25 protein-coding genes are annotated in these 26835 nt (G+C 42.7%); 1 reads left to right on the top strand and 24 read right to left on the bottom strand.

Annotation, left to right across the window (positions count from 1 at the left end; all coding sequences use genetic code 11):
- Nucleotides 1–5 precede the first annotated feature (5 nt).
- The 4 genes from buk to D9X91_RS02590 form a co-directional block, all read right to left on the bottom strand.
- Nucleotides 6–1112 (bottom strand): butyrate kinase, encoded by a 1107-nt coding sequence (gene buk / locus D9X91_RS02605; RefSeq protein ID WP_121678981.1) that lies wholly within the window; start codon nucleotides 1110–1112, stop codon nucleotides 6–8.
- Nucleotides 1113–1240: 128 nt separating this feature from the next.
- Nucleotides 1241–2335 (bottom strand): branched-chain amino acid dehydrogenase, encoded by a 1095-nt coding sequence (gene bcd, locus D9X91_RS02600; RefSeq protein ID WP_121678980.1) that lies wholly within the window; start codon nucleotides 2333–2335, stop codon nucleotides 1241–1243.
- 68 nt (nucleotides 2336–2403) lie between these two features.
- Nucleotides 2404–3309 carry a phosphate butyryltransferase gene (yqiS, locus tag D9X91_RS02595; RefSeq protein ID WP_121678979.1) on the bottom strand — a complete coding sequence of 302 codons (906 nt, stop codon included), beginning with the start codon at nucleotides 3307–3309 and terminating at the stop codon, nucleotides 2404–2406.
- 130 nt (nucleotides 3310–3439) lie between these two features.
- Nucleotides 3440–5512 (bottom strand): sigma 54-interacting transcriptional regulator, encoded by a 2073-nt coding sequence (locus tag D9X91_RS02590; RefSeq protein WP_121678978.1) that lies wholly within the window; start codon nucleotides 5510–5512, stop codon nucleotides 3440–3442.
- Nucleotides 5513–5642: 130 nt separating this feature from the next.
- Here D9X91_RS02590 and D9X91_RS02585 point away from each other — a divergent pair, with 130 nt between their 5' ends.
- Nucleotides 5643–5882, top strand: a complete 240-nt coding sequence (locus tag D9X91_RS02585; RefSeq protein ID WP_121678977.1) for a DUF2627 domain-containing protein — start codon at nucleotides 5643–5645, stop codon at nucleotides 5880–5882.
- A gap of 95 nt (nucleotides 5883–5977) precedes the next feature.
- Here the strand turns inward: D9X91_RS02585 and D9X91_RS02580 are convergent, their stop codons facing one another.
- The 20 genes from D9X91_RS02580 to spoIIIAF form a co-directional block, all read right to left on the bottom strand.
- Entirely contained in the window at nucleotides 5978–6706 is a 729-nt protein-coding gene (locus tag D9X91_RS02580) for a glycerophosphodiester phosphodiesterase (protein ID WP_121678976.1), read from the bottom strand.
- A gap of 14 nt (nucleotides 6707–6720) precedes the next feature.
- Nucleotides 6721–8265: a DUF342 domain-containing protein gene (locus D9X91_RS02575; RefSeq protein ID WP_121678975.1), complete on the bottom strand. Its 1545-nt coding sequence runs from the start codon at nucleotides 8263–8265 to the stop codon at nucleotides 6721–6723.
- A gap of 194 nt (nucleotides 8266–8459) precedes the next feature.
- Nucleotides 8460–9245: a sporulation transcription factor Spo0A gene (gene spo0A, locus D9X91_RS02570; RefSeq protein WP_121678974.1), complete on the bottom strand. Its 786-nt coding sequence runs from the start codon at nucleotides 9243–9245 to the stop codon at nucleotides 8460–8462.
- A gap of 359 nt (nucleotides 9246–9604) precedes the next feature.
- Entirely contained in the window at nucleotides 9605–10891 is a 1287-nt protein-coding gene (gene spoIVB, locus D9X91_RS02565; RefSeq protein ID WP_121678973.1) for a SpoIVB peptidase, read from the bottom strand.
- A gap of 125 nt (nucleotides 10892–11016) precedes the next feature.
- Complete coding sequence (recN, locus tag D9X91_RS02560) at nucleotides 11017–12714, bottom strand: DNA repair protein RecN (RefSeq protein ID WP_121678972.1); 1698 nt, start codon at nucleotides 12712–12714, stop codon at nucleotides 11017–11019.
- A 17-nt stretch (nucleotides 12715–12731) separates the two neighbouring features.
- Nucleotides 12732–13181, bottom strand: a complete 450-nt coding sequence (ahrC, locus tag D9X91_RS02555; protein WP_121679023.1) for a transcriptional regulator AhrC/ArgR — start codon at nucleotides 13179–13181, stop codon at nucleotides 12732–12734.
- Nucleotides 13182–13347: 166 nt separating this feature from the next.
- Nucleotides 13348–14181 (bottom strand): TlyA family RNA methyltransferase, encoded by an 834-nt coding sequence (locus tag D9X91_RS02550; protein WP_121678971.1) that lies wholly within the window; start codon nucleotides 14179–14181, stop codon nucleotides 13348–13350.
- A gap of 2 nt (nucleotides 14182–14183) precedes the next feature.
- Nucleotides 14184–16076, bottom strand: coding sequence for a 1-deoxy-D-xylulose-5-phosphate synthase (gene dxs / locus D9X91_RS02545; RefSeq protein WP_121678970.1), 1893 nt, complete (start codon nucleotides 16074–16076; stop codon nucleotides 14184–14186).
- 10 nt (nucleotides 16077–16086) lie between these two features.
- Complete coding sequence (locus D9X91_RS02540; protein ID WP_233569483.1) at nucleotides 16087–16686, bottom strand: hypothetical protein; 600 nt, start codon at nucleotides 16684–16686, stop codon at nucleotides 16087–16089.
- 783 nt (nucleotides 16687–17469) lie between these two features.
- Entirely contained in the window at nucleotides 17470–18330 is an 861-nt protein-coding gene (locus tag D9X91_RS02535) for a polyprenyl synthetase family protein (RefSeq protein WP_121679022.1), read from the bottom strand.
- A gap of 29 nt (nucleotides 18331–18359) precedes the next feature.
- On the bottom strand, nucleotides 18360–18587 hold the full coding sequence (gene xseB, locus D9X91_RS02530; protein ID WP_121678968.1) for an exodeoxyribonuclease VII small subunit: 228 nt from the start codon (nucleotides 18585–18587) through the stop codon (nucleotides 18360–18362).
- Nucleotides 18574–19935 carry an exodeoxyribonuclease VII large subunit gene (gene xseA / locus D9X91_RS02525; RefSeq protein ID WP_121678967.1) on the bottom strand — a complete coding sequence of 454 codons (1362 nt, stop codon included), beginning with the start codon at nucleotides 19933–19935 and terminating at the stop codon, nucleotides 18574–18576. Before xseA ends, xseB begins: the two co-directional genes overlap by 14 nt.
- 242 nt (nucleotides 19936–20177) lie before the next feature.
- Complete coding sequence (gene nusB, locus D9X91_RS02520; RefSeq protein WP_121678966.1) at nucleotides 20178–20564, bottom strand: transcription antitermination factor NusB; 387 nt, start codon at nucleotides 20562–20564, stop codon at nucleotides 20178–20180.
- A 233-nt stretch (nucleotides 20565–20797) separates the two neighbouring features.
- A complete protein-coding gene (locus tag D9X91_RS02515; protein WP_148709038.1) occupies nucleotides 20798–22252 on the bottom strand; it encodes a hypothetical protein in 1455 nt (484 codons plus the stop codon).
- Nucleotides 22253–22393: 141 nt separating this feature from the next.
- Entirely contained in the window at nucleotides 22394–22810 is a 417-nt protein-coding gene (locus tag D9X91_RS02510) for an Asp23/Gls24 family envelope stress response protein (protein ID WP_121678964.1), read from the bottom strand.
- Between the two features lie 21 nt (nucleotides 22811–22831).
- Entirely contained in the window at nucleotides 22832–24184 is a 1353-nt protein-coding gene (accC, locus tag D9X91_RS02505) for an acetyl-CoA carboxylase biotin carboxylase subunit (RefSeq protein WP_121678963.1), read from the bottom strand.
- A 13-nt stretch (nucleotides 24185–24197) separates the two neighbouring features.
- On the bottom strand, nucleotides 24198–24701 hold the full coding sequence (gene accB / locus D9X91_RS02500) for an acetyl-CoA carboxylase biotin carboxyl carrier protein (RefSeq protein WP_121678962.1): 504 nt from the start codon (nucleotides 24699–24701) through the stop codon (nucleotides 24198–24200).
- Nucleotides 24702–24995: 294 nt separating this feature from the next.
- The gene (locus D9X91_RS02495; RefSeq protein ID WP_121678961.1) at nucleotides 24996–25538 is read right to left on the bottom strand and encodes a SpoIIIAH-like family protein; all 543 of its coding nucleotides are present in this window, start codon (nucleotides 25536–25538) and stop codon (nucleotides 24996–24998) included.
- The gene (gene spoIIIAG / locus D9X91_RS02490) at nucleotides 25539–26213 is read right to left on the bottom strand and encodes a stage III sporulation protein AG (protein ID WP_121678960.1); all 675 of its coding nucleotides are present in this window, start codon (nucleotides 26211–26213) and stop codon (nucleotides 25539–25541) included.
- A complete protein-coding gene (spoIIIAF, locus tag D9X91_RS02485; RefSeq protein WP_121678959.1) occupies nucleotides 26203–26832 on the bottom strand; it encodes a stage III sporulation protein AF in 630 nt (209 codons plus the stop codon). Before spoIIIAF ends, spoIIIAG begins: the two co-directional genes overlap by 11 nt.
- Nucleotides 26833–26835: the final 3 nt, after the last annotated feature.

The following is a 26835-nucleotide window of genomic DNA, read 5'->3' as shown; positions in this document are numbered from 1 at the left end:
TATCGTTAAACGGTCGCTTTCTTTATCTTCTCTCCAGGGTAAACCTTTTCTTCCTCTTCACCCTGCAGAACTCTCAATGCACCTTCAGCCAATGCCTGAAGCTCATTCTCACCCGGTTGGATAATGACATCAGCGATCCAATTTATCCTTTTGCTGATTTCCTGAACGAAGTCTTTTCCGTATGCCAAGCCTCCAGTGAGGATGATGGCATCTACTTTTCCTTCAAGAACAGCGCTTGCTGAGCCAATTTCCTTGGCAATTTGATATGCCATGGCATCATAGATCATTTTCGCATTTTGATCGCCATCTGCTATCATTTTTTCAACTTTGACAGCATCATTGGTCCCAAGATATCCGACAAGCCCGCCTTGTCCCACGAGCTTTTTCATGATTTCATCACGATAATAATCACCAGAATAGCATAATGAGACGAGATCCCCTGCAGGGACTGTTCCAGCTCTTTCAGGGCTGAATGGACCATCACCATGAAGACCGTTATTGACGTCGACTACCCGCCCATTTAGATGAGCTCCGACAGTTATCCCGCCACCCATATGGGTAACAATCAAGTTTAAATCCTCATAACGTCTGCCTAATTGTTTGGCAACTCTTCTTGCAACCGCTTTCTGGTTCAGTGCATGAAATATGCTTTTACGTTCAATAGATGAAAAGCCGGAAATTCTTGCTATATCAGCCAACTCATCCACTACGACAGGATCGACGATATAAGAAGGGATATTTAAACCAGCGGCAATTTCATAAGCAATGATCCCCCCAAGATTGGATGCGTGCTGACCTGAAAAACCGATCTTCAAATCTTCAAGCATCGCTTCATTCACAGGATAGGTCCCGCCTTCAATCGGACGAAGAAGACCGCCGCGGCCGCATACTGCACTCAACTTGGAAATATTGATCCCTTCTTCATCAAGAGCAGCCAATATAGTATTTTTTCTAAATTCATATTGATCAATGATGCTTTCAAAAGTGTTGATTTCATCCGCTTCATGGCGGATCGTTTTTTCAAAAATGTCTTTTTCGTTGTCAAAAACGCCGATTTTCGTTGAAGTGGAACCAGGGTTGATAACGAGAATTCGATATTCTTTTTCTTGCAATGTTGTAACCTCCAATTTGTTGGAAAACTCGGCTTCTTGTCTTACCAAGAATTTGCATACTATTATTTTAAAAGGGAGAAACGCCCCGCCTCTGAAGAAGCAAAGCGTTTCGAACCATAATTTTATCCTTAACGGTTGTTTAAGATGTGTTTGCCGTTTTGAAGGAATTGACTGCGGGATTTATGCATAGTTTGAATTCTTTCTTCCGCCATGCGGTCTGCAGCCAGGTAAGAAGGAATTCCGTCGCGTTTAGCGATTTCAAACACTTTCTCGACGTTGTTATAAATTTGCTCTACTCGTTTCATTGCACGATCGCGATTATAGCCATATAGTTCATCAGCGACGTTGATTACACCACCGGCATTGATAACGTAATCAGGCGCATAAACGATGCCCATCTCATGAATCGTGTCACCGTGGCGAGTTTCCTTCAGCTGGTTGTTCGCTGCACCGGCAATTACTTTTGCTTTTAATTGCGGGATTGTATCGTCGTTCACGACAGCTCCAAGTGCACATGGAGCAAAGATGTCACATGGTACGCTGTAAATTTCATTCGGGTCGACTGCTTTTGCCCCAAACTCTTCAACAGCTCGCTGAACAGCTTCTTTATTGATGTCCGTTACAATCAAGTTTGCTCCTTCTTCATGAAGGTGACGGCATAAATTGAATGCTACATTTCCAACCCCTTGCACAGCTACTGTTTTGCCTTCGAGAGAATCCGTGCCGAATGCTTCCTTCGCTGCTGCCTTCATTCCGCGGTACACTCCATATGCCGTTACAGGAGAAGGGTTCCCTGATGAACCGAACGCAGGAGAAATTCCTGTTACGAAATTCGTCTCCTCATGGATTAAGTCCATATCTGCAACAGTCGTACCTACATCTTCTGCAGTGATATAACGTCCGTTCAATCCTTGGATGAAACGTCCGAAAGCACGGAACATCGCTTCGTTTTTATCTTTGCGCGGATCGCCGATGATAACCGTCTTTCCGCCTCCTAGATTCAAGCCCGCTGCTGCATTCTTGTAGGTCATTCCTCGCGCAAGACGAAGTGCATCTTCAATTGCAGCTTCTTCTGATTCATACGTCCACATGCGTGTTCCGCCCAACGCAGGCCCTAAAGTTGTGTCATGGATGGCGATGATTGCTTTTAATCCAGATTGCTCATCCTGGCAAAATAATAATTGCTCATAATCATAGTTTGTCATATATTCAAAAATTTTCATTTGATAATTCCTCCTGAATTTTATTTTAAAGGTCTGGTTTTCTTAATGGTTGACCCTTTTCGTTAACACTATTTGTTTGAAGAACAAATCGCCAGCGCTAATGAATTCAATTTACTTTCGGCACTATCTGACCTTGATGTGAGGACAATAGGGGCCTTCGCGCCCGCAATGACCGCACCGACTTTCGCTTTAGCAAAATAAATAAGCGATTTATAGAGTGCATTACCTGTTTCAATATTCGGCACTACAAGGATGTCTGCTTGTCCTGCAACATCACTATGTATTCCTTTATGCTCGGCTGCTTCGATGGAAATCGCATTATCAAGTGCTAGCGGTCCATCCACCAAACAATTTTTTATTTGCCCTCGAGCGTTCATTTGTGAGAGGGCTGCAGCGTCCAACGTGGCCTGCATGGAAGGGTTCACCACTTCTACGGCAGCTATTGGTGCAACCTTTGGCATTTCTAGTCCGACTGCAGTTGCAACATCGACAGAATTATTGATGATTTGAACCTTTTGATTCAAATCAGGTTCAATATTCATGGCTGCATCCGTTACAAAAATCAACCGGTCATAGCCAGGAATTTGAAATGCAGCTACATGTGATAGAACATTGCCTGTTCTTAAGCCATACTCCTTATTCAAGACTGCCTTCAAGATCACAGCAGTAGGGATATTTCCTTTCATCAGTACACTCGCTTGCCCGTTATGGACACATTGAACAGCTTTCTTTGCTGCATCAGCCTGTGAATCCGTAGGCATGATGGTAATATATCCACTCTCTGCTAGGTCAGGTGTATGTTTTTGGATGATTTGTTCTATTTTCTCGGCATTCCCGAATAAAATGAAATGAGCTATTTTCTGTGCCACCGCCATGGAAACCGCTTCGAGCACTTCCATATCCTCCGCTGCTGCTACTGAGACTGTAACGTCTTTCATTTGGGCGGCTTTTTCAATAAGTTTGTTTAAATCCATGTTTGTCGCCTCAACCCCTTCTAAATATACACCACTAACTTAATATGCAAGAAGCGTGCCAACTTCTACATCATTGAAACCGCTTTATTTAAACGATTTCCACCATGCAAATTTCTGCAATTCATGAAAATTATTGCATGCTATTGTTTGCAAGTTGGTATTTCTCTATTTTATAGTATAAATTCCGGATGGAAATCTTCAGTTGTTTTGCTGCAGCTGTTTTGTTTCCTTTATTCTGCTCTAAAACAGATTGAATCATGTCTTTCTCAAACTTTTCTACCATTTGTTGAAGGTCCAGGTTTTGATCGTACATAGATTGAGCGGTTTTTGGAATTGTCTCCTTCTCTTCTTCCGCCAGCATGACAGGCAAATGCTCCGATTGAATGAATGTGTCATTAAAATGCATGAAGATGATCGCTCTTCCGAGAATATTTTCCAATTCCCTTACATTCCCGGGCCAATCATAATTCATTAATGCATCCATTGCTTCATTCGCTACGCCTTCAACATTTCGTCCATAGTCTTGATTGATCTTATGGATCAACCTTTCACATAAAGAAGGAATATCAGACTTTCTGCGTCTCAATGGGGGAATTTGAATGGGCATGCGATTCAGACGATAATATAAATCTTCACGGAAAGTACCAGCAGCTATCCCTTTTTCAAGATTCACATTGGTTGCTGCTATTACCCTTACATTGATCGGGATGGATTTCGTCCCCCCTACCCTGACGATTTCATTTTCTTGAAGGACACGAAGCAATTTCGCTTGGATGTTGACATTCAACTCTCCGATTTCATCAAGGAAAATACTCCCATTGTTAGCTTCCTCGAATAATCCCCGTTTACCGCCTCGCTTCGCACCGGAAAAAGCTCCCTCTTCGTACCCGAACAATTCACTTTCGAGCAGCGATTCTGAAATGGCTGCACAATTCACTCTAATGAATTTGTTATACTTTCGGTCGCTTGCATTATGTATCGCATGTGCGAACAATTCCTTTCCCGTACCTGATTCGCCTCTTAGAAGCACAGTAGCCGGAGTTTTCGCTCCAAGTTTCGCTTGTTCGACGGCGAGTTTTATTTCCTCGGAAACGCCAATGATATCTTCAAACGTGTATTTAGCTTCAAGTGTCCGGATAATTTGCCTTGCCCTGCTTAATTCCTTTGTGAGCGATTGGATTTCAGATACGTCATGGATGACTCCAACACTGCCCTTTAATTTTCCATTGACGATGACAGGAGCGACATTGACAATTACTTCTTTTTCATTTGGGCCGACCCTCATCTTGGCTCCGCGCACTGCTCTGCGGGTTTGAAGAACCTTCAAATGCATACTTTCGCCTTCGGAAATATCGGCAGTAGCCGGTTGGCCGATTACCCGCTCCTGCGTTAATCCCGTTATTCTTGTATACGCAGGATTAATCAGCAGCCCCTTGCCGCTCTCATCCACAACCGATATCGCATCATCACTTGATTGAATGATTGCCTCCAGCATCGTTTGGATTTCTTTTAAGTTCGTGATTTCCTCAGCAAGGTTCACGACTTCGGTAATATCTTTAAAAATAGATATGGCTCCATAAAGATGCCCATCTTCTCCAACCATCGGTATTCTGGTCGTAATGATTTTTAATCCATTATGCAGTACAAGCTCTTGATTGGCTTCCATTCGCCTCGTTTCCAAAATACGAGGCAGCTGGCTTGTCGGAATAACGTCGAACACATGCTTGCCGAGAGCATCTCCCTGCTTTATGCCCACCATCCGTTCTGCACTGCGATTGAATAAGATCACCATTTCATTATTATCGATGACCACCATACCATCATCAGTCGAATTAAAAATCAAGTCATGAAAGTATGACTGATTGGTTAATTTGTTTATCAATTCTTCCTTCTCATCCAGCAGAGTAGCGATTAAATATGCCACACTGCCCGGGATCAAGACAGTGTCTTTGCTTCTTGCATCCCGAATTTGCCTGAACACATCTTGATTACCAGTAACCTCGATGATAATATCGATTGATTCATCCAGAAATAATGACCAATCTGTTCCGGTTTGGATGCCTTCATTTTTAGCAAAGATCATTCCAGGCGCATTTTCATTAGGGTCGATGACGGCAATCACCTTCAGTGCAGAAGATTCTTTCAATATTTTCAAAATGGCCATTCCGCCTTTTCCTGCGCCTACAATTAGGACTCCCTGCAAATCTTTTCCTCCTTTGCATCAAAGAAGTGCAAAATCTTTCATACCTTTTAATTTTATCTAAAAATCACTCACTTGACAAATTTTGCTCATGAGATATGATTTTTTTGAATGCACATAAAGGAGAAATTTGATGATTCGTATTTTTGCATTACTAATAATGGTGATACCCGGAATCGCAGCAGTGCTTGGTGTTAAACTTATGCGCGACATGACGTTCGGCATCCTGCAGGACCCTTTTCCGTTTTTATGGCTGCAATTCCTGACTGGGTTGATCTTCTTTTTGGGAGGATTAAGTTTTATTGCAGGCTTCATATTTTATCGCGACCGGAAGCGCAATAAGGTTCAGGATAGGTTTAAAAAGAAGGGATAAAAAAAAGCAGACTGATTGGAAAAACGAACTGCCTCTCGCCAGGCATTGTTTTTCCAATCAGTCTTTTTTTGATACCGGGTCCATCGCAATCATGCTTAGGAAACTCCATCTCTTAATTCAATTGCCTTCGCTGGATAATCAGTAATGATGGCTGAGCAGTTGATTTGAAAAAGCCGCAGCATATCGTCTTTTTTATTGACCGTATACGGTCTCACGGCAACCCCATTTTCCATTGATGATAGGATGATTTCATCGGGTGCTGCCCTTAATTTAGGATGGATCGCACCTGCATGGATTGACTTGGCATATACCCACGGCATGAATAATCCTTCCGAGTAAAGCGGTGCAATCTGGATTTCCGGAGCGAGACGGTAACAATAAACAATGGAATAATGATTGAAAGAAGAAATGATTATTCTATCTTCCAACTGATATTCCCTTACAAGTGAAATGACTTTTTCCTCCAATGACGGATATGGAAAAACACCGTTCTTCAGCTCGATGTTGCACAAAAGGCCATTCCCAGTCAACCACTCCAAAACCTCACGCAATGATGGGATTGTTGGTTTTTTCAAGAAGGTTTTAAACTTGTAGCTGGCATCCAGTTTCTTTAATTCATTTAAATTGAAGTCTTTGACAAATCCTTTCCCATTGGTGGTTCTCTCAAGCGTTTCATCATGAATAACCACGACTTCACCATCTTTTGAGAGCTGAACGTCCAATTCAATGCCATCAGCATTTACTTTTTCAGCTTCAAAAAATGATTGCATTGTATTTTCAGGATGCGTGCCCGCCGATCCTCTATGAGCAAATATTTGTGTCATTCAAATCCTTCCCTCTATAGAAAATTTAATGAATGTTCTTTTAAATAAACTGTCCCTCTTGTCATCATTTTTATCAGTTTTCTTGCAGACTTGATTTGAATATAGGTTTGGGGGAACATACCGTGAAACGCAGTTATTTCCCCTTCTCCTTTCGTGTCCAAAAGGGAAAGCAGGGATTTGATTTCACGGTTGTTTTGTTCCATCTCATCTGCTATTTCCGAAATAAGCTTATGTAACGAATGTGCGCCGGTTTTTGCTGCACGGGCAAGTTCATTCCTTGCATCCTTTAGAGCAAGCTCGGCTTTTTTCTGACGATTTCGATAATCCTTTACTTTGCTTATCACCTCTGAACGATCGAAGCCTTTTACAATAATATTCGTTTTCATCTCTGTCTTATTCCCAATCGTTCCAGAAATCACTTTTCCCTCTGCTTCAATGACACCACCAATGATTTTCCCTTTTTTATGATCAGCTAAAACATTTTTCCCTATGATCATGCATCCGATTCCACTGTAGCCTATTCTGATGTCTTCCCCGGCAACCATTGTGGACTCATGGGCATGCTTGATGAAAATATTATGTGCAGCTACAACCTTTGAAATTCCGCTTCCAAAGAGCCCTCCTTTAATAAATACATCTCCATCGTATGATTCAATCAGGTCACATCCACTAATCCCAAGCTCGCCATGGACGGCTATATCCTTAGAAGCTTTCACTGAAAAGCCGCGCTGAACCGTCCCTTTTATCGTAACCGTACCATCAAATTCAATATTTCCCGTTTCATAGCCGACATCCCCCTCAATGATTAAATGAGGACCGACAGAAATTTTACCATTGATGAACTCCAAAACACCGTTCACCTTTGCAATCAAATATGAATTCTCACCTTCATCGATAAGTTCAATCGTTTTCTTATCATAAACAAACTCTTGATCTTTTCCAGAAGGCCCCGGTATTTCTCTACCGATAACAGTCTTTCCGGATTCCCCTTTTGTAGGACGTGTTTTTTTTCCTAAGCAATCCCCTTCCTTTACTTCCGTCAAAAAATTCATATCAAAATAGTCCGCTTTGCCTTCTGCAGTGATCGTCGGCTTTCTTTCCGGTCTTTCCTTGTATGAAATGGATGCATTGCTTCCTTGGACTGCATCCTTACCCTTTGCTGCTATTATTTTCTTCATCGGTGACAGCCCTGCTATTGCTTCCTCCATAATCCCGAAAACGACTCCTTTTGCAGCAAGCATTTCATTGATTTTGGTTTGTATGCTTTCCTTTTTTTCAATATAATCCTTTTCGGTCATATTCACTTGAATAGATGCAATCATTTCATCCTCTTCGATCCAACATTCGGCTTCTTCCTTCAAAGAACCTATTCTTTGCTGGGTGCAGTCAGCCTTGGTGATTGCCGTTTTCAGGGATAGAAAATCTTCCAAGGCTATCCTCGGGAATTCCATCAGAACATTATTGAAGGCAGAGAGAGGATACCCTGTTTTTTGGACAGTGATCAATACATCGTTGTTAATTGTATCAATTGAAAAATAATCATTATGATGAATTTTCACTTTGCCGACCCTTTCATATTTTTCTTTCCATACCAGTATAAAGCAATTACAGAGTATTCGGAGAATTTTTCATATATTATGCCTATCTGTCCCAATAAAAAATGCCCAGCACCACCAATCGGCAAAATACTTTCGCCAATTCCATGGACCTCCTGGGCATATGCTGCAATCATATTTTATTGATTCTCACTCTTTCAAGAAGCTTTATGCTCCAGACGAAGCTTGTCTGCCACCATGGCAATGAACTCGCTGTTTGTCGGCTTGGCTTTTGACATGGAAACCGTATAGCCGAATAGGGAAGAAATTGAATCGATGTTCCCCCTGCTCCAAGCTACTTCGATTGCATGTCTGATCGCTCTTTCTACACGGCTTGCCGTTGTATTGTATTTCTTTGCGATATCAGGATAGAGAACCTTCGTAATTGAACCAAGCAATTCGATATCGTTATAAACCATTGAGATGGCTTCTCTTAAATATAAATACCCTTTAATATGAGCAGGGACCCCAATTTCATGAATGATGCTGGTAATGCTGGCATCCAAATTCCTTGGTTTTTGTTCAGAGTGGCTTTTCATTGAAGAAGACTTTTTGATGATCGGATTAGAACTTCCGCTGACTTGACGAATATGATTTGCTAAATTGTCCATGTCAAAAGGTTTCAAAATAAAATAAGAAGCTCCAAGCTCAACCGCTTTTTTCGTGACATCTTCCTGTCCAAATGCGGTAAGCATAATGACATTAGGTACAGATGAACGAGGATTTTCCTTAAGTTTTTCAAGAACTGCCAATCCATCCAGATGGGGCATGATGATATCCAAAACAAGGACATCAGGTTTCACTTCTTCCAACAGCTGCAGGCATTCTTGTCCATTGTGTGCAACACCAACTACTTCCATATCATCCAAAGAGGCAATGTACTCATCTAATAAGCCGACCAATTCACGATTATCATCCACAATGCAAACTTTTATCTTCTTCACTACAGGTTTCCTCCTCAATTCATAAAGATCTATATTTATATTCGTCTAAATATTATTGTAAATGACAATTTCGACAATGCAACCGAAAATCCTCTCATTTTTTAAAAAAATCTAAAAAAATATATAAATCCTTTGTTTTTCTTTTAATTACTTCTATTTTCGACGTTATTCGAGTAATTCATTATGCATTTGTCGAATTTTCTTTATGTATATTTTATCAAAAAAATCTTGAATTGTAAGGTCGTATCATGTTAAATTTTAAAATTACACAAAAAAAACCTTGAAGATGCCTCATCTAAATATCGCCGTATGCCTCGGCAAAATAAAAAGCCGAGATTATTTCACCCGGCTTTTCATCATCAGCTCGCTTTATGTTCATCATTTCCATATATATCGATTCCTGCTTCATGGAGCATCCATTCGATATGGACGCCATATCCCGAAGTAGGGTCATTTACAAATACATGTGTGACAGCACCGATTAATTTTCCGTCTTGGATGATCGGACTTCCGCTCATCCCCTGAACGATTCCTCCAGTTTTCGCCAGCAGCTTCGGATCGGTGACTTTAATGACCATTCCTTTGGTTGCCGGGAATTTCTGCGGTATCGTGCTGACAATTTCAATATCGTACTTTTCCACTTGATCTCCGTCTACTACCGTCAATATTTGGGCCGGTCCTTCTTTTACCTGATTCGATAAAGCTATGGGCATTGGCTTTTCCAATAATCCATTATCGAGCCCGTGGTGAAGCTTCCCAAAGATTCCAAATGGGCTGTTTCTGACAATATTCCCTATTATCTCACGATCAGAAGAGAACCTTGCCAGCTTTTCTCCGGGATTACCATTGCTTCCCTTTTCAATCGAGGTGACGGTCGATCTGACAATTTGCCCATCTTCCACAACAATCGGCTTTTTGGTATCCATATCAGAAATGACATGGCCCAATGCCCCATATTTATGGGATTTTGGATCATAAAATGTCATGGTTCCGATACCTGCTGCAGAATCACGTATATATAATCCTAATTTATAGGATTTTTCGGATTTGTCCTGCAAAGGTTTTAAATCGGTATTAAACACCGTATGGTCACGCTGAACGGAAACATGAAGCGGTTTCCCGCTTTCTCCTGCACTTTGCACAAATGGAGCTACATCTGACATATTTTTTATTTTTTTGCCATTGATTTTTGTTATGATGTCACCAACCTGGATGCCTGCTTCTTCCCCTGGGGATAGCTTTCCTTGTTCTGTTGAAACTAAATGATGTCCAACAACCAATACTCCAAGTGTATTTAATTTCACACCGATTGACTGGCCGCCAGGGATCACTTTAAAATCTTTCAAAACATTTACATTGACTTTTTTTATCGGAAATCCTGCAAATTCCATTAGTACTTCGTTTTTGCCTGCTGTTTGCGCTTGTACTGTAATCCCTTTATTTTCAGTTGTGACCGCGACATTCTCCCCCTTCATGACTGTAGCTGTCACAGCTTGGGGCTGAGCAAATGATTGGTGTTCGCCGCTGAACATCGTCACATTCTTGGGGAGATCAATATATTCATGAATCGGTTTGATAAACCCTATTGCTATAAGTGAAACAAGGAGAATTCCACCAATTGTTTTTCTAAAAAGATCCCATTTCAAAATTCCACACTCTCCTCGCTTCTAATCCACACTCGCTTCTTTGGCTACACTCTTAATTTAGCCTTGAATGCAAGCAATTATAACAGGGATTAAAAGAAAAAAAGCTACCCATTATGGATAGCTTTTCAAGTCATTTTGATTGTATGAGCAAGCTCCAACAATTCTTTGGCATGTTTTTTCGTTAAATCGGTAATCTCCACTCCAGATATCATCCTGCCGATTTCCTTGATTTTCGATTCATCATCCAATGAAGTGACCGTTGTCTTTGTTCTGCCGCCGGTAATTTTTTTTCGAATATAAAGATGTGTATCCGCCATCGCAGCAACTTGAGGCAAATGGGAAATACATAAAACTTGAGAATGGACGGCGACTTGATGAATTTTTTCAGCGATTGCCTGTGCCACCCTGCCGCTTACGCCGGTATCCACTTCGTCAAAAATGATCGATGTGACTCCTTGATGCTTGGAAAAAATCGTCTTCATCGCAAGCATCATCCTTGACAGTTCCCCACCTGATGCCACTTTGGATAGCGGCTTCAGCGGTTCTCCCGGATTGGTGGAAATGTAAAATTCCAATGAGTCCTGTCCTTCTTTTTTAAAGCGATTGGCATGTGGAGTTGCCTCACTGAACCTAACTTCAAAAACAGTTTTGTCCATATACAATTGTTTCAACTCTTTATGGATGCTATTTTGCAGTTTTTTGGCCCATTTTCTCCTTAAATCGCTCAGTTCATTCGCCTCAAGCGCCAAATCCTTTTCCAACGAAATTAATTTTTGCTGAAGCTGCTGTACATGATTATCACGGTTTGTAATGGTATCAATCTCTTCTTCAATTTTGGAACTGTACTCGAGTATTTCTTCAATCGTACTGCCATATTTCCTTTTTAATTGATTGATTTCATTCAATCTGGCTTCGATGTCATTCAGTCTTTCTGGATTGAATTCCAATATATCCAAATGGTTGCGGATGGTCCTTGTTGCATCTTCGAGTGCATAGAAACTGCTCGTAACCGCTTCAAGTACAGGAGAAAGGTCTGATTCCAATTCTGCTGCGGCCTCGATATGCCCCATCACCAAACTGATCCAATCCAAGCCCCGCTGCTCGCCTTGCAGAGCATTGTAGCTTGCTTGCATCGATTCAAACAACTTCTCGAAATTCATTAATTTTCGTTTTTCTTCGAATAACTCTTCATCTTCATTTAATCTTAAATCCGCATTCTGGATTTCATTCAGCTGGAACTGGATGAGATCGAGACGATGCGCCATTTGCTGTTCATTTTCACTTAGCTGCTTGATTCTTTTCGAAGTGTGGTCATACTCTGCAAAGATTTCCTGATAGCTTTGCAATGCAGGATAAATGTTCTTTTCTCCATATTGGTCCAATAAAGCCATATGAAGGGACTCATTCATTAATTCCTGATGCTCATGCTGGCCGTGTATGTCAACGATCGAAGAGCCTATCTCACGAAGCGTTGCAATTGTTACAAGCTTTCCGTTCACCCGGCAAACACTTTTTCCCGCACTGGAGATATCCCGCCTTAAAACGACCATCCCATCTTCAATGTCCATCCCAAATTCATCAGCCCGCTTATAAATTGGATGATTTGGGTCCTCAATGATAAATAAACCCTCAATTTCAGCTTTTCTCTCGCCATGTCGGACAAACTCAGAAGAACCCCTGCCTCCCACAAGCAAATGGAGTGCATCAATGATGATCGATTTTCCAGCTCCCGTTTCACCAGTAAGCACCGTCAATCCTTTTTCAAGAGAAACGGAAAGTTCATCGATAATTGCAAAATTTTTAATTGAAAGTTCCTGTAGCAATAAGAATTCGCCTCACTTTACAGCATATCTAATAATCTTTGCGAGATAATTTCTGTATCTTTTTCCGTTTTACAAATAATTAAACACGTATCATCCCCGCAAATGGTCCCGAGGATCTCCTCCCAATCCAGATTATCCAATAATGCACCAATGGCATTGGCATTGCCCGGAAGTGTCTTCATCACAAGCAAATGACCTGCCGAATCGATGGTAATGAATGCATCTGTCAAAGTTCTTTTCAGCTTTTGCAGCGGATTGAACCTCTGGTCTGCCGGCAAGCTGTATTTATAGCGCCCATCCATTAAAGGGACCTTTACCAGGTGAAGTTCTTTAATATCCCTTGAGACAGTGGCCTGGGTCACGTTAAATCCTAAATTCTTTAGATGATCCACCAAATCGTCCTGTGTCTCAATTTCATAGTGTGCAATGATTTCGCGTATTTTTATATGTCTCTGTCCTTTATTCATCATCGGTATATGCCGACCCCCAACTAACTTGTATATTTATGCTCGGATATACATACATGTTAGCTTATTTTTTTGAAAAGTACAATTTTCCACTGAAAAAGCCTGCACAATCTTGAATGGTCCCCAATGAAGGAACACATTCAAGACGCACAAGCTCATCCATCTTTTATTTATCCTTGCTTTGTAATTCCCTATGGGCCTCTTCGACCACTTCATCAAACTTATCTGGAAGGTTCTCAAGGACACCTTCAGTCGAATCGCCCCAATATAAGTGTGCTAAAAACTCAATGTTCCCATCGCCGCCTGTTATAGGCGAATAGGACAGATTTTTGATTTTGTAGCCTTCATTTTGAGCGAATGTAATGATCTTTTCAATCACTTGCTCATGGATTTTGGGATCCCTGACGATCCCTTTCTTTCCAACCTGTTCGCGTCCAGCTTCAAATTGAGGCTTGATCAAAGCGATGATGTCGCTATTTTGCACTAATAACGTTTTCAAGACAGGAAGGATCAATTTCAAGGATATAAAAGAAACATCGATGGTAGCAAAGTCGGGCATCCCTTTTTCCAGGTCTGCCGGTGTCACATATCTAAAATTGGTCCTCTCCATCACCACGACCCGTTCATCCTGTCTTAATTTCCAGGCAAGCTGGTTATAGCCCACATCAAGTGCATATGACATTTTAGCACCGTTTTGAAGTGCGCAGTCAGTAAATCCTCCTGTTGAAGATCCGATGTCAAGCATGATTTTCCCTTCAACATTCACTTGGAATTCCTTTAAAGCCTTCTCAAGTTTTAATCCACCCCTGCTGACATAAGGCATTGTACTCCCTTTAATGTTTATCGGGATATCTTCATTCACCTTTTCTCCCGGTTTATCCAACCGCAGTTCATTGCTGTAGACGATGCCCGCCATAACAGCCCGCTTTGCTTTTTCCCTTGTTTCAAAAAGCCCTCTATCTACTAATAGTACATCTATTCGTTGTTTTTTTACTTTCATCCTTAAGCCCTTTTTTGTTTTTTTGGTGTCATTGTTTGTATCTTCAAGGCTACCTGCTCAGAAGTAAGCCCGATCTCTTCCAAGAGTTTGCCAACGCTGCCGTGTTCAATAAAGCAATCAGGTATGCCCATTCTGTCAATCGCTGCATGATGATAACCATGATCATGGGCAAATTCCAGGACAGCACTTCCAAATCCCCCTTGAAGGACGGCTTCCTCAATCGTCAATATCGGCATTTCCTGAGACAATAGTTCAGTCAGCATTTTCTCATCGAGTGGTTTGATGAATCTTGCATTGATGACTTTAACCGAAATTCCGCTGCTTTCCAATTGATCGGCAGCCTCCATCGCCATAGGGATCGTCGTTCCAAACGTTAGGATCGCCGCATCCGTTCCTTTTCTCAATACTTCCCATGAACCGATCGGTATCTCTTTGAGAGACGAATCCATTGGCACGCCATAGCCATTTCCGCGTGGAAAGCGCATCGCGATTGGTCCAGCATCATATTTTATAGCGGTATTGACCATATGCTGTCCTTCATTTTCATCCTTTGGCATCATTAATACCATATTCGGCAAATGTCTTAAAAAGGCAATATCAAAAACGCCTTGATGCGTCTCTCCATCTGCCCCGACCAATCCTGCCCGGTCGATTCCGATGAACACGTTCAAATTTTGACGGCAAATATCATGGACCACTTGATCATAGGCACGTTGAAGAAAGGTGGAATAAATGGCAAGGAATGGCTTCATATCCTGAGTGGCCAATCCAGCCGCAACCGTTGCGGCGTGCTGCTCGGCTATCCCGACATCATACATCCTATCAGGAAATTCCTGAGCAAATCCTTCCAGCTTTGATCCGACCGGCATCGCAGGTGTGATCGCAACAATGCGTTCGTCGGTCCTCGCCAGCTTGCGGACCGTTTCACTTACCAATTTGCTCCAGGCAGGAGGAGCATTGACGGGCTTAATAAGGTCACCGGTATCGATTTTATAAGGCCCTGTACCATGCCAAGTGCCGACTGTATCCGACTCAGCAGGGTCAAATCCCTTCCCCTTCTTTGTTAGGACATGAAGGAGGACGGGACCTTCTGTCTTCTTCGCATATTGTATGTTCTCAAATAAATCTTCAAAATTATGCCCATCCACTGGTCCCAAGTAAGTGAACCCAAGGTCTTCAAAGAACATTCCCGAAACAAGGAAATATTTTAGGCTATCCTTGATCCGCTCCGCTGTAGTGGCAAGCTTTCCGCCGACTGCCGGGATTTTCTTCAGCAAGTACTCCAACTCATCCTTTGCCCAATGGTACTTACCTGCTGTACGAAGTTTCCCGAGCACTTTGTGCAATGCCCCTACATTCGGGGCAATCGACATTTCATTATCATTCAAGACGACGATCATATTTTTCTTCTCATCACCGATATGATTCAGTGCTTCGAGCGCCATTCCACCTGTAAGGGCCCCATCGCCGATAATTGGTAGAATATATGATTTTTCCTTTTTCAAATCCCTCGCGATTGCCATGCCCATGGCAGCAGAGAGAGATGTGGAACTATGCCCGGTCTCCCATACATCATGCTCACTCTCATTTCGTTTCGGGAACCCGCAAAGACCTTTGTATTGACGCAAGGTGTCAAATTCACCGGCGCGTCCAGTCAATATTTTATGGACATAGGACTGGTGTCCCACGTCCCAGATCATCTTGTCCTTTGGGCTGTCAAAACACTTATGTAGGGCAAGTGTAAGCTCCACCACCCCAAGGTTCGGGCCGATATGGCCGCCGGTAACGGATAGCTTTTCAATCAAGAACTGGCGAATTTCCTTGCTTAGTCCTTCCAGCTGGCTATTGGTCATGTTCTTTAAAAACCCAGGGTCTTTTATTTCTAACAGATCCATCACGGATCACTCACTTTCGTCTGTTAATAGTTGATTTCTTTTTCGACTTTTTATCTTTTATTATAGCGATATGAAATTTTTCCTCAAGAAATTGTAAAACTTTCCCGACCTGAAAAATAATATCACGAGAATAGCGAATCGCAAAGGATTTTCCAAAGGCTTTCCCGCCAACGGTCAGCGCGGCGATGAAACTTGTTAATGTAACATTGATCATATAATCGATATAAGAGCTTTGGCCAAGCTTCAGATTCACCGTGAGCTGGATGATGACAATTGTAGTGGCTGTACCACTTATAATACCCGAAACATCGCCTATTACATCATTACAAAAGCTTGCAAATCGGTCGGCATTGCGTACGATGTTGATGGAATGCTTCGCTCCATACACTTTTTTTGAGGCCATCGCATGAAAAGGGACTTCATCTGCTGCCGTTGCGGCGATCCCGATCATATCAAAGAAAATACCGATAAAGACAATGATCAAAACGACAATCAATCCAGTACCCCAGGCAACCCCATGAAGGATGCCGTTTGATGCTATTGAAAAAATAGCCGCTAACACAAAAGTGATAACGGCAATGCTGATACTCCATTTTATTGAGTTTATCATTATATCTCTCATATATTTATCAATCACCGATTTCTTGTGTCAATATGATTAAAAATGGATGGTCATATGCAGGGTTAAGATTGCGGCTTAGGTCCAGTAGGTTTTCCCAGATGCATACCGGATGTTGCCAAGCCGGCGGTTTCCCTTTAAAGGCATCTTAACTGTGTCACCAGCAGTTAGACTGGATTACCACTTAGTCCGCACTATAATCCCCTAAATATGTTCAGATAGAAACAGCCTAGGAGATTTCCTCAACAACCTTTAACCATTCCTTAGCCTCTTTTGCAAAGCCGATTTCATATGGGCGAAAAAGTACATATCAATGGCCAACTGATGTGTGCTTTGTTACCATAATCCCCTCAAACTTCACTCAAGGCAGGCTACGCTGCTAGTGATACCCTTTGACCACATCACAGGTTCATACTCCGCACTATTGCACATGCATATTGCCAGCGCTAGATACGAAGCCTCCGCAGCTTAAGGGTCATCGCCCACATGCCATTGTGGATCGCCCTTAAGCTTTACTCCCAGCTTTGACCCAAGGCTGGGCTCCCCAAGCCAAAACCAGGAACTTCATCGATGTGCCCTTTAGTGGATTTTTAGGCCCACCTTCAAGAATGGTAGGTCGACTAGAATACTGCACCATCCATCTATCATTATACTTATTATACCATAGGTTATTTCATACGCTCAAACGATAATCTGTGATTGCGTCTATTCCGACGCTGCACATCCACTGAAGCAACAATCTTTGAGAAACAACCTTTATAGAAGGATCGATCATTAATGATCCCTTTGCGCGACCAAATCGGTGATTTCCTCCAATAATCCGATATCCAATCGTGTTTGAGCCAGCATTTTCTTTGCTTCTGCCACGTGTTCTTTCAGCTTTTCCTTAGCTCCATCCATGGTCAGCAATGCAGGGTAGGTGCTCTTATGATTCGTTGTATCGCTCCCAATCGGTTTGCCGATTTTAGATACGTCTCCTTCTATGTCCAAAATGTCATCCTGTATTTGAAAAGCCAGTCCAAGATGCAGCGCAAACGCTTCAAATAATTGGAGCTCCTTGCTGCTTGCGCCTGCTATGATGGCACCAGCCACCACACTGAACATGAGCAGTTTACCCGTTTTATTTAAATGGATATACTCCAATTCCTCGAGTGTCAATGACCGATTTTCACCTTGAAGGTCTGCCGCCTGACCTCCAACCATCCCTTCTGCACCCGAACATTTGCTCAGCAGTTCTACCAGCCGGATTTTTATTTCCGGTGTATTTTCCTCATCGGCTGCAAGGATCTGAAAACTATATGTAAGCAATGCATCCCCGGCAAGAATGGCAAATGCTTCGCCGAATACTTTATGATTCGTCGGCTTCCCCCTGCGAAGGTCATCATTGTCCATGCTTGGAAGATCATCATGAATGAGGGAATATGTATGGATCATCTCCAATGCGCAGGCTGCCGCTAACCCCTTTCCGAGCTTCTCCCCATAGGCAGAGAGGGTCGCAAGCAGCAGGATGGGCCTTAGCCTTTTTCCACCCGCCTGCAGCGAATAGGTCATTGCCTCTTTCATGATTTCCGGAGCCGCCAATCCCGAGATTTTTTTGTTCATTTCTTTCTCGACCACATCTCTGTGGGCCGACATGAATTCTTTCAATGATTGCTGGAACAAAATTATTCCTCCTCTTGAAGAGAGAAATCTTTTTCTTCATCACCCGTCAAAATTTTTGTCAATTGATCTTCGACATTTTTTAATTTATCATGACACATCTTTGAAAGCTCCATGCCTTTTTGATAAATGGAGATCGCTTCCTCAAGAGGCACATCTCCTTCTTCGAGTTTTTGCACGATAGTTTCCAACTGTTCCATCGCTTGTTCAAAAGTAAGTTCAGTTTCTTTCATGTTCACTTTCCTCCTCTATATTTTCAATCGAGCAAACCAATCTTCCATCCTTCAGGTGCAGCCTGATATGGTCTCCTTCACTGACCTGTGCAGTGGATTTGATCACTTCCTGCTTTTCATTATAGGCAACGCTGTAGCCTCTCTCCATGATATTCAATGGATTCATCGCCTTCAGTGTGGAAATGCTTTGATTCAATGCTTGGACTTTCTCTTTATATATATCTTGGATGTACTTTTGCAGCCATCTATTCAAATGCTTGTATTTTTCTTTATGTTGGTCAAGTTTGCCGGATGGATGGCTCCGCTGCAGCCTCGATTCCATGTTTTTTAATTGGTCCTGAAATGAAGCAAAGAGAATGTTCTTTTCCCTGATGAGTCTTTCTGTGAGCCGATCGACTTCCTCCATCTTTTGTTCGTAAAGCTTCATAGGATTGCGGAAGGCATAGCTGCGCTGAAGATTGTCCAATTCCTTTTTCCGCGCATCCACTTGCTGCCTCATCACTCTGGCAAGCCTCATTTGCAGATTCATGACGCGTTCAATGATTTCCTCTATGTGCGGGACAGCCAATTCCGCTGCCCCGGTAGGAGTGGGAGCTCTCATATCCGCTACAAAATCAGCGATTGTAAAATCTGTTTCGTGTCCGACAGCAGAGATGACGGGAAGGGCTGATTGGTAGATCGCCCTTGCCACAGCTTCTTCATTAAATGACCAGAGCTCTTCGATTGAACCCCCGCCCCTGCCGACAATCAATACGTCCAGTCCTTCCATTTGATTGGCTTTTTCGATGGCCTCCACAATGGATGCAGCAGACTGCTGTCCTTGCACGAGTGCAGGGATGACCAGTACTTTGCCAATCGGATACCTTCGCTGAATGGTGGTAATGATATCCCGCACAGCTGCCCCAGTAGGAGAAGTTATGACGCCAATCGCTTTCGGATACATCGGAAGCTTTCTTTTCCTGGCAGCATCAAAAAGGCCTTCCTTCTCGAGCTTTGCTTTCAGCTGTTCGTAAGCCAAAAAAAGCTCCCCGATTCCATCGGGCTGCATTTCTTTGACATATAGCTGATACTGTCCACTCGACTCAAAAACAGAAACATCCCCTCTGACCAGGACATTCATGCCATTTTCAGGGGAAAACTTCATTGATCGATTTGCGGAGGAAAACATGACGGATAATATGCGAGCATTTTCATCCTTCAATGTAAAGTACATATGCCCGCTGGAATGTTGTTTAAAATTCGATATTTCCCCTTTCACATATACATCTTTCAAATAGGGATCGGCATCGAATTTTCGTTTTATGTATTTGGTTAATGCTCTTATCGTTAAATATCGATTCTCGGTCATCTATTACACCCTTCATAAAGAAATTTTGCCCGAAAAAGAAAGGATCTGTCCATAAAGAAAGTGCCGGGCGACTCCTAAACCATATTTAGTAGAATGCCATCGGCTCGCACTTCTACTATATAGAGCTTTATAGGAGAAGCCAGGCACCAGCGGAACAGCCCTAAACGCTTCTATCATGCTACCGCTTCGATGTCGTTAGACGCTTAAGCTGCAGTAATTCTTTATGAATGGACCCCGTTCTCTTATAAAGAATCCTTTATTTTGGAGAGTACTCCATTGATGAATTTACTTGACTGATCATCACCGAATGTTTTCGCTATTTCAATCGCTTCGTTGATGGCAACATTCTTTGGAAGGTCCTCCATATAGTACATTTCAAATACACCGAGTCTAAGGATATTCCGATCCACTTTCGCAAGCCGCCCAAGTTTCCATTTTTCTAAATGTTTTTGGATCGTTTGATCAATCTCGCTTTTATGTTCAATGGTCCCTGCCACCAATTTCTGAAGGTATTCGTCATTCGGTTTATCTTCCAATACATTGGAAATGGCTTCGTCCGCCTGGATATCATTCGCATCCATTTGGAACAATGCTTGAAGCGCCTTTTCACGCGCAGTACGTCTTTTCATTATTTCAATACTCCTTTTAGAATAATCTCGAGTTCATAACAAGATAATAGCATAAACATAGGAACCAACGCACGGATATTTCAATAAAAGAACTATTCTCACTTTTTGAAAAGTCTTTATTTGTAAGGACACTTTATAAAGGCAGCTGTTTTTTCTAGAGGATTTGCATGAGGAAAAGTGGGAATACCTGGATGGTCTTTCAACGCCTGTACGTCGGCTGTAACTCCTCATCGTCAACATAAAAGAAGGAGGCCATCTGCAATGGAAAGCGTAATGCCATCCTGATTCCCTTTAGCTTCCGTTTCGTTCCTGACGGGCACCAGATTTCGGTTCTGATTCCCTTTAGCTTCCGTTTCGGTTCTGACGGGCACCAGATCTCGATTCTGATTCCCTTTAGCTTCCGTTTCGTTCCTGACGGGCACCAGATTTCGGTTCTGATTCCCTTTAGCTTCGGTTTTGGTTCTGGCGGGCATCAGATTTCGATTCTGATTCCCGTTAGCTTCGGTTTCCGTTCTGACGGGCACCAGATCTCGATTCTGGTTCCCTTCAGCTTCCGTTTCGTTCCTGACGGGCACCAGATTTCGGTTCTGATTCCCTTTAGCTTCCGTTTCGTTCCTGACGGGCATCAGATTTCGGTTCTGATTCCCTTTAGCTTCCGTTTCGGTTCTGACGGGCACCAGATCTCGATTCTGGTTCCCTTCAGCTTCCGTTTCGTTCCTGACGGGCACCAGATTTCGGTTCTGATTCCCTTTAGCTTCCGTTTCGTTCCTGACGGGCATCAGATTTCGGTTCTGATTCCCTTTAGCTTCCGTTTCGGTTCTGACGGGCACCAGATCTCGATTCTGGTTCCCTTCAGCTTCCGTTTCGTTCCTGACGGGCACCAGATTTCGGTTCTGATTCCCTTTAGCTTCGGTTTTGGTTCTGGCGGGCATCAGATTTCGACTCTGATTCCCTTTAGCTTCCGTTTCGGTTCTGACGGGCACCAGATTTCGGTTCTGATTCCCTTTAGCTTCGGTTTTGGTTCTGGCGGGCATCAGATTTCGATTCTGATTCCCTTTAGCTTCGGTTTTGGTTCTGGCGGGCATCAGATTTCGGTTCTGGTTCCCTTCAGCTTTCATTTCGTTCCTGACGGGCACCAGATTTCGGTTCTGATTCCCTTTAGCTTCCGTTTCGTTCCTGGCGGGCATCAGATCTCGATTCTGGTTCCCTTCAGCTTCCGTTTCGTTCCTGACGGGCACCAGATTTCGGTTCTGATTCCCTTTAGCTTCCGTTTCGTTCCTGACGGGCATCAGATTTCGGTTCTGATTCCCTTTAGCTTCCGTTTCGGTTCTGACGGGCACCAGATTTCGGTTCTGATTCCCTTTAGCTTCGGTTTTGGTTCTGGCGGGCATCAGATTTCGATTCTGATTCCCTTTAGCTTCGGTTTTGGTTCTGGCGGGCATCAGATTTCGGTTCTGGTTCCCTTCAGCTTTCATTTCGTTCCTGACGGGCACCAGATTTCGGTTCTGATTCCCTTTAGCTTCCGTTTCGTTCCTGGCGGGCATCAGATCTCGATTCTGGTTCCCTTCAGCTTCCGTTTCGGTTCTGACGGGCATCAGATGCTCTCTTTTGCTACCGTTACGAGCCCATCTCTTCCTCAACAGGAGCCATTCACGCTCCATTGCTTTCTTTTTAATCAAACTTGACATATCAAGAGCATTAAACACCCGACAATCAATCAATTTTTCATGTCTTAGGGTACCCGTGTCCCATGCCGACTAATCGCCAATATTCTCCAGCTTCAAACTAAAAATCCCAAAGGCCAATTGGCCTTTGGGATTTTGTTTCACTTATTCTTCTGTTTCGTCATAGATTTCATGTTTTTGGTTTTCGAATTGAATTCCGACTACATGAATATTGACTTCATTCGCTTCCAGTGCAGTCATATTCATTAATGCCTGGCGAATGTTATCCTGTATTTCTTGGGCTACGTTCGGGATGGAGACTCCGAAGTTCATAAGGCAGAAGACATCAACTTTTATGCCTTCTTCCGAGAGCTCCACCTTAACGCCTTTTCCGTGGTTTTTTTTGCCTAAGCGTTCTACGACGCCAGAAGCAAAGTTGCCGCGCATTTGGGCAACTCCTTCCACTTCGGATGCAGCAATGCCTGCAATGACTTCAATGACTTCAGGTGCAATCTCGACTTTACCGAGCCCATCGTTTCCTTGATTCATTTCTAAAACATTATTCATCTGATTTTCTGACATATCCAACACCTCCAGTGAAGATTAAGTATTCATTACATCGTACTTTTCGAGGAACTTTGTATTAAAATCCCCGCCTACAAACGTTTCATGCTCCAATAACTTCAAATGGAAAGGAATCGTGGTATGGATACCTTCGATGACAAATTCGCTGAGAGCACGCCTCATTCTTTGGATGGCTTCTTCCCTAGTAGCTCCATAGGTAATGAGCTTGGCGATCATGGAATCATAATACGGCGGGATTGAATAGCCTGGATATGCTGCCGATTCCACCCTTACACCAAAGCCGCCGGGAGGGAGATACATATCGATCTTGCCCGGTGACGGCATGAAGTTCTTCTCCGGATTTTCTGCATTGATGCGGCATTCGATCGACCAGCCACTGAACGTTACCTCTTCTTGTTTCAATGACAATTTTTCACCGGAAGCCACACGGATCATTTCTTTGATCAAATCAACGCCTGTGACCATTTCTGTGACTGGATGCTCGACCTGGATGCGCGTGTTCATTTCCATGAAGTAAAACTTACGATTTACATGGTCATATATAAATTCTACCGTCCCAGCTCCGGAATAATCAACTGCTTTTGCTGCCTTGACAGCCGCTTCTCCCATCGTAGCACGCATTTCACCATCCAAAGCGGGGGACGGTGTTTCTTCCAAGAGCTTTTGAAGTCTCCGTTGGATGGAGCAATCCCTTTCACCCAAGTGGATGACATTGCCATAGTTGTCTGCCATGACTTGGATTTCTACATGTCTGAAATCCTCAATGTACTTTTCTATATACACACCAGGATTCCCAAATGCAGTCATTGCCTCCTGCTGTGTAATGTTGATTCCTTTAATTAATTCCTGTTCGGTCCTTGCCACGCGGATCCCTTTTCCACCACCGCCGGCAGTAGCTTTGATGATGACGGGATAATCCATTTCATTGGCTAATTTAATCGCATCATCAATATCTTTCACGATTCCCTTTGAACCGGGCACAATCGGGACGCCTGCCTCACGCATCGTTTCCCTTGCCACATCTTTTGTACCCATTTTGGAGATCGCTTCAGGGCTCGGGCCGACAAAAGTGATATTGCAGTCCCTGCAGAGCTCAGCAAAATCTGCATTCTCCGCTAAGAATCCATATCCGGGATGAATCGCTTCACATCCAGTCAGTTTTGCAACGCTGATGATATTTGTGAAATTTAAGTAGCTGTCTTTTGACGTCTTTGGTCCTATACAGTATGCTTCGTCTGCAATTTGGACATGAAGAGCCTCTTTATCTGCTTCGGAGTATACTGCAACGGTTTCTACCCCCATCTCCCGTGCTGCACGGATGATGCGGACCGCTATTTCTCCCCTATTTGCAATTAATAGCTTTTTAATCATAAAGAATCGCTCCTTACTCAGGCTTTACTAAGAATAATGGTTGTCCATATTCTACCAGTTGTCCATCTTTAACTAAAATTTCTACGATTTCTCCATTCACTTCCGCTTCGATTTCATTGAATAATTTCATCGCTTCAACGATACAGACAACCGTATCTTCTCCAACCCTTGATCCAGTTTTCACATAAAGGTCTGCATCAGGTGATGGGGAAGCATAAAATGTTCCCACCATCGGGGAAGTGATTTTATGTAAATTGGCATCATCTTCTGCTGCTGGCTGAACAGTTTCTTGAACGGCTGCAGCTGGAGCCTCAGGCGCCGGTGCGGCAGGTGCAGCAGGTGCCGGTGGTGCAGATGGTGCTGGAGCAGCCGCTTGTTGAACTGGCTGTGCGGCAACGACAGCCTCACCTCTTTTTTTCATTTCTATTTTAGAACCTTCATATTCATATACGAATTCATCAATGCTCGATTGATCGACTAGCTTAATAAGCTCACGAATTTCTTGAACCTTTAACATTTGATACATCTCCTAACTTGAATTATGACTAGCTACTAATATCATACGATAATTTACATGAAAAATTCAACGTTGAATTGGTAAGACCACTTTTTCCTACCTAAACATATCATACATTTTAAAGAGGTCAGATGTCCATTGAAAGCGAATACATCATGGAGAATCGCACTTTCCATTTCAATCGTTATGATAGGATGAATCCAAAGTGATGACTACTATCTTTTAGGATATGCCATTTAAAAAAAGGAGTCATTCCGGCCAGACTCGCTGGCTAATGGAATGACTCCTTTTGTATTATTTTTCAGGTTCGAATGTTACTGAAACCTTCTGCATTTCTCCTATTTCATCGCCGACTTTTTGGATGATTTGATTTGCTGCTTTTTTGGATTGCTCATTTGCTTTAACAGTGATCAACACCTTTTCACCATCAGCGCGAACCAGCGCATCTTTATAGCCCATTGATTGGATCAGACTTTCAAGTACTTTTTCCTTTGTTTCCAATTCAGTAAGCTGCTGCATTTGTTCGTATGCTTTATTTTTCTCCTCTGCTGTTAAGTCAGGTGAAGCGACCATTTCCGTTAATTGCTGGCGCAGCTCACTCCGTTTATCTTGTTCATCTAAACGTAATGCTTCGAAAACTTCATCGCCTGCAGCATCTGTCACAACATCCATGTCTTTCTTATTGGATGCTGATGCACTTTCACTCGTTTTCTTGCCCTTATCAACAGCGGCAAGATCTGCAGTCTTCGTTTCTGGTGATGTGACATAATAAACCGATAATACTACCACTAGACTTAACATTGTCAATAGCCAAACAGTTTGTTTTTTTAGTAACACTTAGGAATCCCCCTTTGATTTTTTTGGCATCACGGCGACCTGATGGCTTGGGACATCCAAGACACGCGTCACCGCTTCAATGATCCATTTTTTGATTTGTATATTATCAGCTCCATTTGCAACTACAAGAACCCCCTTGATTTCTGGTTTTCTCGTTTCCTTCACAATTGGAACCTCTTTGTCGCCGTTTTTGACGATCACCAGCTGGTCGTCTTTTGTTTGTTCTTCTATTTTTCTCTCGCCGCCTTTTGGATCCGTTTCATTTGTAATTTGATTTTGTGCTTTCGAATCCTTTTCAAATACCTTTTGCTCGGATGCCTCTACATTCACGACAACCGTCACGTTGCTGACTCCTACAATTTGATCGAGAGCTTCTTTAAGCTCGTTTTCATATTGTTTTTCATAGTCAGCCATGCTTTTAGGTTTGTCATCCTTGTTTGAGCCAAAGGTCTCCACGCTTCCTCCATTTTCAGGCGCTTGCTTCATGGCGGGTGATGATGCTTGATCATTTCCTGACCTCCAAAGATCGCTTATCAGCATAAAGGCAATCCCACAAATCAAGATGATCAGAAAATATTGAAGCTTGCCTATTTTCTTTCCAGAAGGCTTTGAAGAATCACTTTTGGTAAGCAATAATGATTTCAACCAGTCGATTGGTCCTTTTTCACCGCTCATCGTTTGTTTGGATCCCTCCTTCAAATTGAATTTGAATACTTTTTGCGTCTAGATTCCATCTGTTTGCCAAGAGGTCTATCATTTTTTCTGTCTTTTCATCCTTAACCTGCTGCGTATCGTTTTCGCGGGTGTCAATGGATACTGGCTTCACCGCTTGAACAACACCTGCCTCATGCGGTTTTCCAAGCATAACGGTGATTTTTTCCAAATTTTCAGGAAAACTATCTGTTCCCCCTTGTTTAACCTTTAACTTTATAGACTCAATCCCTATTCCAAATTGGCCGATCATCTCCTCTTCTGCGTCCTTTTTCATTTGGACAGCCATTTGTTCTAAAATATATGCACGTTGTGATGCTTGTATTTCTTTTTTCTTACTTTCTATTAAATTTTCTACCTGAAAATTTCCCACGGACTCCTTTATTGAAATTTGATTGAACACTTGATCGAAGTCACTGGAAATGAACCTAAGCACCGGAGTGAGAATGATGGTGATCAAAAGGAGCCCCGTTACCATTTTTGTATATTTCTTAAAAGATGAATTGGGGAGGAGCATGTCCATTACGACCGTTAAAAGAACGAATAATATAATGTTCGTAATCCATTGCACGAGATAGCTCATGTT

Source organism: Falsibacillus albus, assembly GCF_003668575.1.
Taxonomy (GTDB): domain Bacteria; phylum Bacillota; class Bacilli; order Bacillales; family DSM-25281; genus Falsibacillus; species Falsibacillus albus.
The sequence above is the reverse complement of the archived record's forward strand: the minus strand, read 5'-3'. Positions and strand labels throughout refer to the sequence as shown.